We start from the raw sequence: 16,287 nt of genomic DNA, 5'->3' as shown, positions 1-16,287 counted from the left end.
AGTGGAGCCTTTAAGTTTATGCCATTTTACTGCGGCAGGGAATTATATCGACTGTGTAAAGGTACGAGTAATTACATCCTGCTGTTGTTCTTTAGTCAGCGAGTTGAAACGAACTGCGTAACCAGATACACGGATAGTCAATTGCGGATATTTTTCCGGGTTTTCCATCGCGTCTAACAGCATTTCACGGTTCATTACGTTCACGTTCAGATGTTGACCACCTTCGATGGACGCTTCGTGATGGAAGTAACCATCCATCAGGCCTGCCAGGTTAGCTTTACGAACTTCGTCGTCTTTACCCAGTGCGTTTGGCACGATAGAGAAGGTATAAGAAATACCATCTTTCGCATAAGCAAACGGCAGTTTAGCAACGGAGGTCAGAGAGGCAACTGCACCTTTCTGATCACGGCCGTGCATTGGGTTAGCACCTGGGCCGAATGGTGCGCCAGCACGACGACCATCTGGGGTGTTACCGGTTTTCTTACCATAAACCACGTTAGAGGTAATGGTCAGTACGGATTGAGTTGGTACCGCATTGCGATAGGTACGCAGCTTCTGAATTTTCTTCATAAAGCGCTCAACCAAGTCACAGGCGATATCATCAACGCGTGAATCGTTGTTACCGAACTGTGGATATTCACCTTCAATGTTGAAGTCAACAGCCAGGCCATCTTCGTCACGAATGGTGCTTACTTTCGCGTACTTGATAGCAGACAGGGAGTCAGCAGCAACAGACAGACCCGCGATACCACAAGCCATGGTGCGATACACATCACGGTCATGCAGAGCCATCAGCGCAGCTTCGTAGCTGTACTTGTCATGCATGTAGTGGATGATGTTCAGCGAGGTCACATATTGCTTAGCCAGCCAATCCATAAAGTGGTCCATGCGTTCCATGACTTTGTCATAGTCCAGCACTTCGTCCATCATTGGGGCTTCTTTCGGGCCTACCTGAATTTTCAGTTTTTCATCAACGCCGCCGTTGATTGCATACAACATGGTTTTCGCCAGGTTGGCACGGGCACCGAAGAACTGCATTTGTTTACCGACGATCATCGGGCTAACACAACATGCGATGGCATAGTCATCGTTGTTGAAGTCAGGGCGCATCAAATCATCGTTTTCATACTGTACAGATGAGGTGTCGATAGACACTTTAGCTGCATATTTCTTGAAGTTCAGTGGCAGTTTTTCAGACCACAGAATAGTCATGTTCGGCTCTGGAGATGGCCCCATGGTGTACAGCGTGTTCAGGAAGCGGAAACTGGTTTTAGTTACCAGAGTACGGCCGTCAACACCCATACCAGCCAGAGACTCAGTTGCCCAGATTGGGTCACCAGAGAACAGCTCATCGTATTCAGGGGTACGCAGGAAGCGAACCATACGCAGTTTCATAACCAAATGGTCAATCAGCTCTTGCGCTTCGATTTCAGTCAGTTTGCCTGCTTTCATGTCGCGTTCAATGTACACGTCCAAGAAGGTAGACACGCGACCGAAGGACATTGCAGCACCGTTCTGAGATTTAACTGCGGCCAGGTAGCCGAAGTAAGTCCACTGTACTGCTTCACGGGCATTGGTTGCCGGGCCAGAAATATCGCAGCCGTATTTAGCTGCCATTTCTTTGATTTGAGCCAGAGCACGATGCTGTTCAGCAATTTCTTCGCGCAGCTGGATAGTCATTTCCAGGTCTTTACCGTTTTCGAGATCATCCTGCAAAGAATTGAACTGAGCCAGTTTATCTTTCATCAGGAAGTCGATACCGTAAACGGCAACACGACGATAGTCACCGATGATACGGCCACGGCCATAAGCATCTGGCAAACCGGTCAGGATACCTGACTTACGGCAGTTCAGAATGTCTTTGGTGTAAACATCGAATACGCCCTGGTTATGGGTTTTACGGTATTCGGTGAAGACTTTTTTCAGTTGCGGATCCAGCTCGCGACCGTAAACTTTGCAAGAGTTTTCAACCATTTTGATGCCGCCGAATGGAATCAGGGCGCGTTTCAATGGTTTTTCAGTTTGCAAGCCAACGATGGCTTCCAGATCTTTATTGATATAGCCAGCATCATGAGAAGTGATGGTTGCCGCTACGTCGGTATCGAAATCAACTGGCGCATGGGTGCGGTTTTCCAGTTTGATACCTTCCATAACTTGCGCCCACAACTTGTCGGTTGCTTCGGTAGAGCCGGCAAGGAAGGACTCATCGCCTTCATAAGGCGTGTAGTTTTTCTGGATGAAGTCACGAACGTTTACTTCGTTCTGCCAATCACCTTGGGTAAAACCTTGCCATGCTTTGGCCAATTTTTCATTAAGTTCGGTCATAATGCATCTACCTTTTAATGTTAATTTCTTCGAAAACCGTGTGCGGCCACACTTAGTGCTGCTGGTCACCGCGCAGATAAATTACCCAGTAAGTCAAACCTACCAATAATCCGCCACCAATGATGTTGCCGATAGTGACTGGGATCAGGTTATCAATAATAAAGTTACTTACGGTTAATTGAGCAAATTGCTCAGGTGCTGCACCTATGGATTGCCAAAACTCAGGGGAGGCGAAGTTTTTAATCACAATACCCATAGGGATCATAAACATATTGGCGATGCTATGTTCAAACCCGCTGGCAACAAACATTCCCACCGGTAAAATCATCGCGAACATTTTGTCCATTATGGTACGGCCGGAGTAACTCATCCAAACCGCCAGGCAGACCATCAGGTTAGCCAAAATACCTAAACACACTGCTTCAATAAAAGTATGGTGCAATTTATGGCTGGCGGTTTGTAAAACATTCAAACCCCATTGACCATTTGCCACGGTATATTGACCCGCAAACCAAATAAGGCACACAAAAAATAGCGCGCCAACCAGGTTTCCAATATAGACATTAACCCAGTTGCATCCCAGTTGGCGCCAAGTAATACGGCCACTGGCTTTGGCAACAGTTGTGAGTACGGTAGAAGTGAACAGGTCACCGCCACATACCACTACTAACATTAGCCCCAGGGAGAAACAAATACCACCTACCAATTTGGCAAAGCCGAAAGGCACGCCAGCAGTACCGGTAGTAGCAGTAATATAAAAAACAAACGCAATTGAAATAAACACACCAGCAGTAATCGCTAAATAAAAAGTTTTTAGCGGATGCTTGGTGGCTTTATAGACACCGGCATCTTCGGCTACTTTAGCCATTGCCGCAGGTAATAATGCATCGAAGGGGTTGTCAGCTTTCACACTAACTCTCTCTTAAGGGTTAATAAAGCACAGCGAGATACTAGCAAAGCAGTATAGCGTGAAAATTGACATGGATCATATTACGGGAGTTTAGTTTGCTTCAAAGCACTACAAAATGTGTGCCTAATGAGGTTAATTATTTGATTTTTAAAATAAAAAAATATTTTAAGATTTATAAAAAATTTTGATTTCGCTATTTTGAGACCGCTGAGAAGGTTAACCAAAAGGGGCATTTGTAGCTATTTATATTATCCATCGTTATTAAAAATTAACTGTTCATTTACCTCTTGGCATAAATTATCTAATTGGCAAATAACCTTTGTTTAAAGAAGCCGTCTTTAATCCGTAATGGCGTCAGAAAATAACGTTTTTTTATGACAAAAACAATTGTTGGCGTGGGTGCTGGGTGTTTATTTTTATTAGGAAGAAGTGCAGCAAATAACATGGCGAGAAGCATCGAAAAGTTAAGGCTAAAAAGTAAAAAGCGACTTTTGCCGCTTTTTACTGACTGATGGCAGCCCCCACAAATAACCGAGTTATAAGCAGGGGGAGAGCAACTTATTCGCCTTGCGCCCAATAACGGCGTTTGGCCGCCTGCAATTTGGCATAAGCCCCCAACAGCGCTTGATGTGCTGGTAGAGCCTTTAGAGAGTCATCAACACTGAACAGGCCATTGAAGCGCGCCTCACCACTGATAGCAGCAGAAGCTTCATCAACCGCATCCTGACCATACATTTTGACAAAAGCAGAATAATATTGGGCAGGTGAGCGCTCAGGCTCTTGGGTCAACAGCAGCAGGGTTTGCAGGCAGCGGTAATAATTTGCCTGTTTCGCCGTAAAGACTGACGAGTTGAAATCTTGTGTCCATTCAACCCACAACAGAGCTTGCTCCAGGTCACCACCGGCGAGCGCCAGCATGGATTTCAGCTCACCCACTCGCAGGGTATACCAGCCGTTGTCCTTGCCAGAGGCGATACCCAGCAACTCGCGCACGCGCGCGAAATCATCCAGGCCTTCATCATCCAAGGTTTGGATAAGTTCCAAATACTGCTCTGGTTGCCAATCGCTGTCAGGTAGCGCCAGCAAGGTATCACGCAGATGTACACCCATGGTGTTGTTTGCCATTAACAGGTCTTCGGCAGGATAGATATCTGACATCCCCGGCACCAGAATTCGGCAAGCATAAACCCCTAAATGTTCATAATCGGCGATATATACTTCGGCATCTTGTTGCTTGAAAATAGCCATCAAGGTTGCAAATTCTTCTTCTGTCGTGCCTTTAAAGCTCCAGTCGACAAACGGATAGTCGGCATCTTCTTTAAACATATCCCAGCTGATAAGACCGCTTGAATCGATAAAGTGTGTTTCCAGATTAGTATGTTCAGCCACTTCTTCGTCATCAAAGGTAGGGGCGGTAAAGACATCCAGATCTTTCAGGCTACGGCCTTGTAATAACTCGGTCACCGTACGTTCAAGGGCAACACCAAAGTCAGGGTGCGCACCAAACGAGGCAAAACAAGTGCCATTGGATGGGTTAAACAGCACCACACAAATAACCGGGTAAGCGCCACCTAAAGAAGCATCATAAGACAGTATTGGGAAACCTTCTTCTTCCAGTTTAGCAATCGCTTCCACCACGCCCGGATAACGATTTAGCACTTCGGTTGGGATTTCCGGCAAGCTGATCGATTCCGCAATAATGCGATTTTTTACTGAGCGTTCAAAGACTTCAGACAACGCCTGCACGCGAGCTTCGTTGGCGGTATTCCCGGCAGACATACCGTTTGAAACATACAGATTGCCGATAATATTCATAGGAATATAGACGGTTTCTAAATCTGACTGGCGGGTAAAGGGCAGCGAACAGATGCCGCGGCTGGCATTGCCAGACTGTAAATCCACCAGATCACTGGCAACCAATTCCTGTTCTGGATCGTAAAATGCCAGCAAACGCTCATCCAGAATGCCTTCCGGCAGCAAATCATCCTCAGGGATAGGGAACCACTTTTCGTTCGGATAATGAACGAAATCACCTTCCGCAATGGCCTTGCCCAGATAGAAATCAGCAAAGAAATAGTTAGTTGATAAGCGCTCGAAATATTCACCCAAGGCCGAAGCCAGTGCCGCTTTTTTGCTGGCACCTTTGCCGTTGGTAAAGCACAGCGGGCAGTCTCGGTCGCGGATATGTACCGACCAAACGTGAGGAACCGGATTCAGCCAAGAGGCTTCTTCAATATTAAAACCGAGGTCACTCAGTTTTTGCTGAAAGCTGGAAATAGAGTCTTCCAGCGCGGCGTCTTTGCCGGGAATAAAAGTTTGGGTCATTGTCTTCACTTTTTGGCGGTACTAAAAACGCGCAATCATACGGGGTTTTGGTTAATAGCTCCATGAATTCCTAAAGCGCAGTAAATGTCACAGTTTTGGTGTGGATATTCCGGATAATTCACTAGCTTATAAATAATGGAGTCATTATATGAAGTCTATAAAGCTAACTGTCTTAGCCGGAATCTTAGCAGGGATCAGCGGTTCGGCCTTTGCACTGCCCAATATAACCTTGTTGGCAACCGGGGGGACTATTGCCGGTGGCGGTGATTCAGCCACCAAATCTAACTATACTGCCGGCAAGCTCGGGGTCGATGCCTTGGTTAATGCGGTGCCGGAAATGAAAAAACTCGCCAATATTCAAGGTGAGCAAGTCGTCAATATCGGCTCTCAGGATATGAATGATGAAGTTTGGCTTAAATTGGCGAATAAAATCAATGCTGATTGTGCCAAAACCGACGGATTCGTCATTACACATGGCACTGATACATTAGAAGAAACTGCCTATTTTCTCGATTTAACCGTCAATTGCGATAAGCCGGTGGTGATGGTTGGGGCGATGCGCCCGGCAACGGCCTTAGGCGCGGATGGCCCGCTGAATCTTTACAATGCGGTGGTGGTCGCCAGTGATGCTAACTCGGCCAAACGCGGTGTGCTGGTTGCCATGAATGACCAAGTGCTGGCGGGGCGCGATGTCATGAAAACCAATACCACCTCGGTGCAAACCTTCCAATCACCCAATACTGGCCCGCTGGGGTACATTTATGACGGTAAGGTCAATTATCTGCACCAACCCGCGCCAAGACAGCCTGCTTTTGATATCAGCAAGCTGAATACATTACCGAAAGTTGGCATTATTTATAACTACGCCAATGCGTCTGATTTGCCAGCTAAGGCGTTGATTGCTGATGGTTATCAAGGGATTGTCAGCGCCGGGGTGGGTAATGGAAACCTTTATCATACGGTGTTTGATACGCTGGCAACCGCCGCCCATAATGGTGTTGCTGTGGTGCGGTCATCCCGTGTGCCGACCGGCCCGACCACGGAAGATGCGGAAGTTGAGGACAGCAAATATGGGTTTGTTGCTTCCGGCTCGCTCAATCCACAAAAAGCCCGAGTATTGTTGCAGTTGGCATTAACTCAGACGCAAAAACCACAAGAAATCCAACAGCTATTCCATCAGTATTGATCCCGTCACTCTCGCGGAGGCTTCGGCCTCCGCATGCATTTTTGCCTGTAATCTGAAATAAAAACGCAAATACCTTCAGCCAGCTACCTTTAATGTGGAGAGATTCTAGGGTTTCTCATCCTTTCTGGCTTGCAGGAAAACTGTAGATTTTAGGGCAATGACAAATGAAAACTTTCGATTTCAGCCGGATGGCATTGGATAAGTTTCCCGTCGAATTCTTAGCCGAGGTGGGTCTCCGGTGCTTATTTACGTTTGTATTGGTCTTTTTATTTCTTAAATTAAGTGGCCGTCGGGGAGTGCGGCAGATGTCACTATTTGAAGTGGTTATTATTTTGACTCTGGGGTCGGCGGCTGGTGATGTTACTTTTTATGAAGATGTGCCGATGTTGCCGGTAGTAATGGTATTCACCAGCATTATGGTCTTGTACCGTCTATCCACTTATCTAATGTCGCGTAGTGAAAAAATACAACAATGGATGGAAGGGAAGCCGTTGATTATTATCAGTAATGGCATTTTTGTTTGGGAAACCATGCAGCGGGAAAATATCACCCACGATGAGTTCTTTATGGAACTACGCCAGCAAGGGGTCGAGCATCTTGGCCAAGTACGGTTAGCTATTCTGGAGGTCAACGGCGCAATCAGCGTCTTTTTCTTTACTAAAGAACAGGTTAAACCTGGTCTGCCAGTGTTGCCTGCCTGCTGTATTAAACCGATGAGTATTATAGATAAAACGGGTGAATATGCCTGTAGCCAATGTAGCCTGATACTTATAATGAGTCGTGGCTCAACAGCTACTTGCCAACGCTGTGGTCATCACCACTGGGTTGAAGCATTACGCCATCAACGGGAAATATAAGTTATCTATCGTGCCGTAGCGCAATCTTGGGGTTGTTATCAGTGAATAACTTCAAATTAATGGCAAAACTACACATAGCCTGCTGTGGCGAAGATTAACAGTTTCTCCCTTGGCTGCGAATAACCGTTGCAGCAGGCGGACTCGGATGATAAAACCAAGTGATGGATTATACCCTTCGTACTTGATGTTGCAGTGGTGTCGGCGGCTCTCACTTACTCGAATAACTTATCTATGTAAGCTTATCGGGATGTGTTCGCTCACCGTCTACCTGCAATACTAATGACTTTGAGTATAAACGCGGGCAATCTCAGTAGAGTGTGGTGAGGGGAAATGACACAGGTTTATAATTTTAGTGCTGGTCCAGCAATGCTACCGGTTGAAGTCTTACGTCGCGCAGAACAAGAATTACGTAACTGGCATGGTCTGGGTACGTCGGTCATGGAAATCAGTCACCGCAGCAAAGAATTTATGCAGGTTGCTGAAGATGCAGAAAAAGATCTGCGCGATCTGATGCAGATCCCGGCCAATTATAAAGTGTTATTTTGCCACGGTGGCGCACGCGCACAGTTTGCCGCAGTACCAATGAATTTACTCGGCGACAGCAGCAGTGCTGATTATATTGATGGTGGCTATTGGGCGCACAGTGCCGTCAAAGAAGCACAGAAATATTGCACTCCCAATGTCATTGATGTAACGACTCACGATAATGGTGTGACAGGTATTCAGCCAATGAAACAATGGCAGTTGAGCGATAATGCCGCCTATGTTCATTATTGCCCAAATGAAACCATTGATGGGCTGGCTATTGATGAAGAACCTGACTTTGGCGACAAAGTGGTGGTTGCTGATTACTCTTCATCTATTCTTTCCCGTCCGATTGATGTTAGCCGCTATGGCGTTATTTATGCCGGTGCCCAGAAAAATATCGGCCCAGCCGGATTAACTCTGGTTATTGTGCGCGAAGATTTGCTAGGCAAAGCTCGCACTGAACTGCCTTCTATTCTTGATTATAAGGTGCTGGCAGAAAACGACTCTATGTTCAATACGCCGCCAACTTTCGCTTGGTATCTCTCTGGTCTGGTATTTAAGTGGTTGAAAGAACAGGGCGGTTTGGAAGCAATGGCAAAACGGAATCAAGCGAAAGCCGAATTATTATATGGTGCAATTGACCGCACTGGCTTCTATCGCAATCAGGTTGCTGCCGCTAACCGCTCTCGGATGAATGTGCCATTCCAAATGATTGACCCTTCTCTGGACAAATTATTCTTGAGTGAAGCCGAAGCCCAAGGATTACAAGCCCTAAAAGGTCATCGGGTTGCCGGAGGAATGCGGGCCTCTATTTATAATGCTATGCCACTTGAAGGCGTTAAAGCATTAACCGATTTTATGGCTGACTTTGAACAGCGTCATGGTTGATTCCTGTGGTGGATATTAAATTATCTGATTTGATTATCACCATGATTTAAAAGTAATTATCAATTATTTATTCGTTATAATAGCAGCCCCGTCCTGTGCGGGGCTGTTGCTTATAAAAGACTGGAGAGTGCTTTTCCCATGCTGGAATCCCTGACTTTACAACCTATTGCCCTGATTAATGGCACCGTTAATTTACCTGGCTCTAAAAGCGTTTCTAACCGTGCACTTCTTCTGGCCGCGCTGGCTGAGGGGACTACCCAGCTAAACAACTTATTAGACAGTGATGACATCCGCCATATGCTCAATGCGCTCGAAGCATTGGGGGTGAAATTTCGTCTTTCTGCTGATCGTACCCGTTGTGAGGTTGACGGCCTTGGCGGCAAACTGGTTGCCTCGCAGCCGTTGGAACTGTTTTTAGGTAATGCGGGAACAGCCATGCGCCCATTGGCGGCAGCATTGTGTTTGGGGAACAGCGATATCGTACTGACCGGTGAGCCGCGTATGAAAGAGCGCCCAATTGGTCATTTAGTTGATGCATTACGTCAAGGTGGGGCGCAGATTGATTATTTGGAACAAGAAAATTACCCGCCATTGCGCTTACGGGGTGGTTTTAGTGGCGGTAAACTGACCGTAGATGGCAGTGTTTCCAGCCAATTTCTGACTGCATTACTGATGGCCGCTCCGCTGGCTGAACAAGATACTGAAATCCAGATCCAAGGTGAGCTGGTTTCTAAACCTTATATCGACATCACGCTGCACATGATGAAGGCTTTTGGCATTGATGTCGTGCATGATAACTATCACGTTTTCCAGATTAAAGGTGGTCAAACTTATCGTACACCGGGAACCTATCTGGTTGAAGGTGATGCATCCTCAGCCTCTTATTTCCTGGCCGCAGCGGCTATTAAGGGCGGCACCGTGCGCGTTACCGGCATTGGTAAAAAGAGTGTGCAAGGTGATACGAAATTTGCCGATGTACTGGAAAAAATGGGCGCAAAAGTGACATGGGGTGATGACTATATCGAATGCAGCCGTGGCGAGTTGCATGGCATTGATATGGATATGAACCACATTCCTGATGCCGCGATGACCATCGCAACGGCGGCATTATTCGCCGATGGCCCGACTGTTATCCGCAATATTTATAACTGGCGAGTTAAAGAAACAGACCGTTTATCCGCGATGGCCACTGAACTGAGAAAAGTCGGTGCAGAAGTTGAAGAAGGGCAGGACTTTATTCGTGTGGTGCCACCGGCGCAGTTAATTGCTGCAGAAATAGAGACATATAATGACCACCGCATGGCAATGTGCTTCTCCCTAGTGGCATTATCCGATACCCCGGTAACTATTCTTGACCCTAAATGTACCGCGAAAACTTTCCCTGATTATTTCGAACAACTGGCCCGTTTGAGCCAAAGGGCATAATCGGCCCTATGATTTATCAGACTAATGGGTGCCAATCGGCGCCCATTTTTTATGTTATCAAAAGTGCTGACAGAGGGATTCAAACGGGTGTTAACAATGCAGTTTTGACGACTGAATCAATTAAAAATAAATATTTTTCTGTCTATCTATCCCATCTCTTCTACACTTTGCTAAAGCTTATGGTTTTATTTTCAGCAACTAGACAGCACCAGGGTAACAGTTCGCATCGATGCAGCGTATAATACTGCTCCTGTGTTTACCCTGCCGGGTAGACAAGAGGTTTTGCCTACCGAAAGGAGAGATAAATGGCGGCGTCAGTCCCGGTGATAACCGTTGATGGACCAAGTGGTGCAGGTAAAGGGACGCTTTGTAAAGCACTGGCTGAATCGTTGGACTGGCGTTTGCTAGATTCTGGTGCGATTTACCGTGTTTTAGCTTTAGCGGCACTGCATCATCAGGTTGATATCAGCAGCGAAGAGGCATTGGTTCCACTTGCAGCGCATCTCGATGTTCGTTTTGTCTCACAGAATGGGCAGTTAAAAGTGATTTTAGAAGGTGAGGATGTCAGTAATGAAATCCGCACCGAAACTGTGGGCAACACCGCATCTCAGGCGGCCGCTTTTCCGCGAGTGCGTGAAGCATTATTACGCCGACAGCGAGCATTTCGTGAAGCTCCTGGCCTGATTGCTGATGGCCGCGACATGGGAACTGTGGTCTTTCCTGATGCCCCGGTGAAAATATTTCTTGATGCCAGCTCGCAAGAACGAGCACACAGACGTATGCTACAGTTGCAGAAAAAGGGGTTTAATGTTAACTTTGAACGTCTTTTGTCCGAGATACAGGAGCGAGACGATCGCGATCGTAATCGGGCTATTGCACCTTTAGTCCCTGCTGCAGATGCGTTGGTACTGGATTCAACCAGTATGTCCATCGAGCAGGTGATCGAACAGGCGCTGGCTTATGCCCAACGAATTCTAGCGTTGCCGTTAAAAAAATAACGACAATGCGGTCAGTTCTGAGCTCTCAACGATTGATTTTTTAAATAAAATTATTTTTTGGTGAGCACTTTAACCTTGCTGCAAGGATGTGTGGCGAGGCATGTGAAACAACCCCATCCGGCGGGATGCTAGATGGACGTTAAACTTAAGAATCCTGAAGATTATTAACATGACAGAATCTTTTGCTCAACTCTTTGAAGAATCCCTGAAAACAATTGAAACACGTCCGGGCTCTATCGTCCGTGGTGTTGTTGTTTCTATCGATAAAGATATCGTACTGGTTGACGCCGGTCTGAAATCTGAGTCAGCAATTCCAGCAGAACAGTTCAAGAACGCGCAAGGTGAACTGGAAATTCAAGTTGGTGACGAAGTTGACGTTGCTCTGGACGCTGTTGAAGACGGCTTCGGTGAAACTCTGCTGTCCCGTGAGAAAGCTAAGCGTCATGAAGCATGGCTGATGCTGGAAAAAGCTTACGAAGAAGCTGCAACCGTTACTGGTGTGATCAACGGCAAAGTGAAGGGCGGCTTTACAGTCGAACTGAACGGCATCCGTGCGTTCTTACCTGGTTCACTGGTTGATGTGCGTCCAGTTCGCGATACTCTGCATCTGGAAGGCAAAGAGCTTGAGTTCAAAGTCATCAAGCTGGATCAGAAACGCAACAACGTCGTTGTTTCTCGTCGTGCAGTTATCGAATCCGAGAACAGCGCTGAGCGTGATCAATTGCTGGAAAACCTGCAAGAAGGCATGGAAGTTAAGGGTATCGTTAAGAACCTGACTGACTACGGTGCATTCGTTGATCTGGGTGGCGTTGATGGCTTGCTGCACATTACTGACATGGCTTGGAAACGTGTTAAACACCCAAGCGAAATTGTCAATGTGGGCGACGAAATCACTGTTAAAGTTCTGAAATTCGACCGCGAACGTACTCGTGTATCTCTTGGCTTGAAACAGCTGGGCGAAGATCCATGGGTTGCTATCGCTAAACGTTACCCAGAAAGCACCAAGCTGACTGGCCGTGTAACTAACCTGACTGATTACGGCTGCTTCGTAGAAATCGAAGAAGGCGTTGAAGGTCTGGTACACGTTTCAGAAATGGATTGGACCAATAAAAACATTCACCCGTCTAAAGTTGTTAACGTTGGCGACGTAGTGGAAGTTATGGTTCTGGACATCGATGAAGAACGTCGTCGTATTTCTCTGGGCCTGAAACAGTGCAAATCTAACCCATGGCAGCTGTTTGCAGAAACCCACAACAAAAACGACCGCGTTGAAGGTAAAATCAAGTCTATCACTGACTTCGGTATCTTCATCGGCTTGGACGGCGGCATCGACGGCCTGGTTCACCTGTCTGACATCTCCTGGAACGTTGCAGGCGAAGAAGCAGTTCGTGAATACAAGAAAGGCGACGAAATCGCAGCTGTGGTTCTGCAAGTTGACGCAGAACGTGAGCGTATCTCCCTGGGCGTGAAACAATTAGCAGAAGATCCATTCAATAACTACCTGTCTGTTAACAAGAAAGGTGCTATTGTTACTGGTAAAGTAACTGCTGTTGACGCTAAAGGTGCTACAGTTGAATTGGCAGGCGGCGTAGAAGGTTATCTGCGTGCTTCCGAAGCAACTCGCGACCGCGTTGAAGATGCAACTCTGGTTCTGAACGTTGGTGATGAAGTTGAAGCCAAGTATACTGGCGTTGACCGTAAGAACCGCGTAATCAGCCTGTCTGTTCGTGCTAAAGACGAAGCTGATGAGAAAGATGCTATTGCAACTGTTAACAACAAGCCAGAAGAAGGCAACTTCTCTAGCGCAATGGCAGAAGCTTTCAAAGCTGCAAAAGGCGAGTAATAACGGGGGGCGGTTTGTCCGCCCCTATACGGTAGTTTAGCTGCAAAGCTTGGAGGTAATATGACCAAGTCTGAACTTATTGAAAGACTTGCTGGCCAGCAATCTCATGTATCGCCGAAGGCCGTTGAGGATGCAGTGAAAGAAATGCTTGAACATATGGCTGGAACACTAGCTGAAGGTGAACGCATTGAAATCCGAGGATTTGGCAGTTTTTCTCTTCACTACCGTGCTCCGCGTGTTGGCCGTAATCCAAAGACTGGTACTAAAGTTGAGTTGGAAGGTAAGTACGTTCCACACTTTAAGCCAGGTAAAGAATTGCGTGATCGCGCTAATATCTACGGCTAAGTTGTTTACAGCTTACCGCGTTATTATGTATATCCAACGTGCTCGTAGCTGTTGCTTCAAGTAAAAAAAGATATAACGCTGATACGAAACGGTGCCTTTAACGGCACCGTTTTTATTTGGTACGTCATTTCCTCCCGCTCAAGTTAGAACACCTTCCCCCATAAATAAAATGTCGCTTATTTGAGATGTATTCCGCATTCCTCTTACTAAGTTTGCAACAAGGTAAAACTGTTCGCGAACCGGCTCTGAACTCCTCTTTTTGATACTGGCGCTATTGACTCTCGCGGCTGAAAATCAGCGTATTACACTGAAGTGTTAGATGGCATTGAAGCTATCTGAGAATCATAAAAGGGACGGTTTAATATGATTCTATCAACCGACCAGGCCGCAGTTGCTGTTGTAGTTGGCCTTTTACCTCTTGCATTCCTGCCTCAGCTACCAGGCATGACCCTTATTAGCATGTCTCTCATACTTGGGGCAGTGTTATGGCTAAGTGGGAATATCTATTGTCAGTGGCTTACGTTAGCTCTGGTTAGCTTTGTATGGGGGTGCTGGCAAGGAGATAAGCTGTTAGAGCAAATTGAGCTATGGACTCAAAAGGAACAGCAAGTTATCGGCATAATAAAAAGCGCCCATTTGACAGGGGTAGAAACGAATAAGGTTCTAATAAGCATTCAGCAAGTTAATGGAAAGCGCATATTAGCCCCTATTGCCGTGATGGCTGAGTGGAAAAATGGTCTTGATTACTGTGCCGGGCAACAATGGAAACTGCGACTAAAAATGCGCGGAGTGCACAGTTTGCTTAATGAAGGTGGCTTTGATCGCCAGCGCTGGGCGATGGCCAATCGGCGTCCGTTACAAGGACGCGTTATCAAAGCTCAATTGCTTGATGCAAGTTGCAGTTTTCGCCAGCAGGTTATCCGGGGCGTTGAACAACAACTTGAACCCTATGAGCAGCGCAAAACATTGTTAGCATTAGCTTTTGGTGAGCGACGGCAACTTGAGACTAAACTTTGGGTGCTGTTACGTGATACCGGCACGGCGCATCTGATGGCAATTTCAGGTTTGCACATTGCTATGGCGGCTTTTTTTGGTGGGGGATTAGCGCGATGTATCCAGTTTTTTCTTCCTGTCAGTTGGGTGAGGCCATTGTTCCCCTGGTTGATTGGCTGGTTTGTGGCAATGTTATATGTTTGGTTAGCAGGGGCTAATCCGCCCACAGTAAGGGCCGCCATAGCATTAACACTATGGTTGTTGCTTCGATTGATGGGGATGTCGTGTAGTGCAGGCCAAGTGTGGTTATGGACCTTGGCGCTGATTCTCCTTTGCGACCCACTCGCGGTGCTTTCAGACAGTTTCTGGCTTTCCTGCCTTGCAGTCTTTAGCCTGATATGCTGGTTCTATTGGGTGCCACTTTCTCCGCGTTTTAACACAAATTGGTACGGGCTGGTTATTCGTTGGTTTCATTTGCAATTGGGCATGATGTTGTTGCTGATACCGCTGCAAATTAGCCTGTTTCATGGCATCAGTTTATATTCAATACCGGCAAATCTATGGGCAGTACCTCTAGTTTCACTGATTACCGTCCCCTGCGTTTTGCTGGCTTTAATCTTTATGCTGCTTCCCGCTATTGCCTCTGCGTTCTGGTTTTTGGCTGATATGTCGCTAACTGCCGTATTTTTGCCCCTTAATTATCTAAGCGCGGGGTGGTTATATACCGGCAGCGCTTCAGTTGCCCTGGGGTATGGTGGTTGGTTGGCCATGCTTATCTGGCGTTTTCAATGGTGGCGTAATTACCCCATTGGAGTCATGGTTCTGTGCATTAATCTGGCCTTATTCACTCAGCGGCGTGATGAATATCGTTGGCGCGTTGATATGCTGGATATCGGGCATGGTTTGGCTATGGTCATCGAACGCGGAGGAAAAGCAATTATCTTTGATACCGGTAACCGCTGGGCTACAGGCAGTATGGCATCAATGGTTATTTTGCCTTATTTACGCTGGCGAGGTATTACCATTGAGCAAATTATTCTTAGTCATGATCATCAGGATCATACTGGAGGATTATCCGAACTCCAGTCGGTTTATCCGCAAGCAACAGTTCGAGCCCCTTTCCCTGTAAAGGGCGTTGAGAATGTATTGTCCTGCAAGCAAGGAGATACATGGCAGTGGCAGGGGCTGAATTTTGAGGTTTTGTGGCCCGGAAGACAGGTAGTTAACGCCCAAAATGATGATTCCTGTGTTATTCGCATTGATGATGGTAAATACAGCTTATTGCTGACCGGGGATCTTGAAATGAAAGCTGAGCGGCAATTGATTACACAGCTCCGTACCAAATTAGCCTCAACATTGTTGCAGGTTCCGCATCATGGCAGCAATACATCGTCAACCGCACCTTTCTTGCGAGCAGTGAAGCCGCAATTGGCTATGACTTCAGTTGCACGCTATAGCCAATGGCATCTCCCAGCCAAAAAAGTGATTAGACGCTATCAAAAAAATAGCATTATTTGGCGTGATACTTCGGTCTCTGGGCAACTAAGTGTGTATTTTTACGACGATAGTTGGCAAATTAATGGCTATCGGGAACAATTAATGCCACGTTGGTATCACCCGTCATTTGGCGTTGGAGGACATAATGAGTAGAATGGGCCGCTATT

11 protein-coding genes are annotated in these 16,287 nt (G+C 46.7%); 8 read left to right on the top strand and 3 right to left on the bottom strand.

From position 1 onward, the window contains the following. Positions 1-42: 42 nt before the first annotated feature. The 3 genes from pflB to ycaO all read right to left on the bottom strand — a co-directional run bounded on the left by pflB (position 43) and on the right by ycaO (position 5,560). Positions 43-2,325: a formate C-acetyltransferase gene (pflB, locus tag YROHD0001_RS15030; RefSeq protein WP_004713336.1), complete on the bottom strand. Its 2,283-nt coding sequence runs from the start codon at positions 2,323-2,325 to the stop codon at positions 43-45. Positions 2,326-2,377: 52 nt separating this feature from the next. Then, positions 2,378-3,235, bottom strand: coding sequence for a formate transporter FocA (focA, locus tag YROHD0001_RS15035; protein ID WP_004713335.1), 858 nt, complete (start codon positions 3,233-3,235; stop codon positions 2,378-2,380). 558 nt (positions 3,236-3,793) lie between these two features. Next, complete coding sequence (gene ycaO / locus YROHD0001_RS15040) at positions 3,794-5,560, bottom strand: 30S ribosomal protein S12 methylthiotransferase accessory factor YcaO (RefSeq protein ID WP_004713333.1); 1,767 nt, start codon at positions 5,558-5,560, stop codon at positions 3,794-3,796. A 148-nt stretch (positions 5,561-5,708) separates the two neighbouring features. On the opposite strand from ycaO, the gene ansB reads away from it, so the two are divergent. From ansB to YROHD0001_RS15075, 8 genes are all read left to right on the top strand, one after another. Beyond that, on the top strand, positions 5,709-6,746 hold the full coding sequence (gene ansB / locus YROHD0001_RS15045; RefSeq protein ID WP_004713331.1) for an L-asparaginase 2: 1,038 nt from the start codon (positions 5,709-5,711) through the stop codon (positions 6,744-6,746). A 164-nt stretch (positions 6,747-6,910) separates the two neighbouring features. Continuing rightward, positions 6,911-7,603 (top strand): DUF421 domain-containing protein, encoded by a 693-nt coding sequence (locus YROHD0001_RS15050; RefSeq protein ID WP_004713330.1) that lies wholly within the window; start codon positions 6,911-6,913, stop codon positions 7,601-7,603. A gap of 330 nt (positions 7,604-7,933) precedes the next feature. Next, positions 7,934-9,019, top strand: coding sequence for a 3-phosphoserine/phosphohydroxythreonine transaminase (gene serC / locus YROHD0001_RS15055; RefSeq protein ID WP_004713329.1), 1,086 nt, complete (start codon positions 7,934-7,936; stop codon positions 9,017-9,019). A 138-nt stretch (positions 9,020-9,157) separates the two neighbouring features. Continuing rightward, the gene (aroA, locus tag YROHD0001_RS15060; RefSeq protein WP_004713328.1) at positions 9,158-10,444 is read left to right on the top strand and encodes a 3-phosphoshikimate 1-carboxyvinyltransferase; all 1,287 of its coding nucleotides are present in this window, start codon (positions 9,158-9,160) and stop codon (positions 10,442-10,444) included. A gap of 305 nt (positions 10,445-10,749) precedes the next feature. After that, a complete protein-coding gene (cmk, locus tag YROHD0001_RS15065) occupies positions 10,750-11,442 on the top strand; it encodes a (d)CMP kinase (protein ID WP_004713326.1) in 693 nt (230 codons plus the stop codon). 169 nt (positions 11,443-11,611) lie between these two features. After that, positions 11,612-13,285, top strand: coding sequence for a 30S ribosomal protein S1 (rpsA, locus tag YROHD0001_RS15070; protein WP_004391091.1), 1,674 nt, complete (start codon positions 11,612-11,614; stop codon positions 13,283-13,285). Between the two features lie 60 nt (positions 13,286-13,345). Then, complete coding sequence (gene ihfB / locus YROHD0001_RS0117255; RefSeq protein WP_032816011.1) at positions 13,346-13,630, top strand: integration host factor subunit beta; 285 nt, start codon at positions 13,346-13,348, stop codon at positions 13,628-13,630. A gap of 363 nt (positions 13,631-13,993) precedes the next feature. Next, a complete protein-coding gene (locus tag YROHD0001_RS15075; RefSeq protein WP_032816009.1) occupies positions 13,994-16,273 on the top strand; it encodes a ComEC family protein in 2,280 nt (759 codons plus the stop codon). Positions 16,274-16,287 lie beyond the last annotated feature (14 nt).

The sequence above is a fragment of the Yersinia rohdei ATCC 43380 genome, from assembly GCF_000173775.1.
GTDB classification, from domain to species: Bacteria; Pseudomonadota; Gammaproteobacteria; order Enterobacterales; family Enterobacteriaceae; genus Yersinia; species Yersinia rohdei.
The sequence above is the reverse complement of the archived record's forward strand: the minus strand, read 5'-3'. Positions and strand labels throughout refer to the sequence as shown.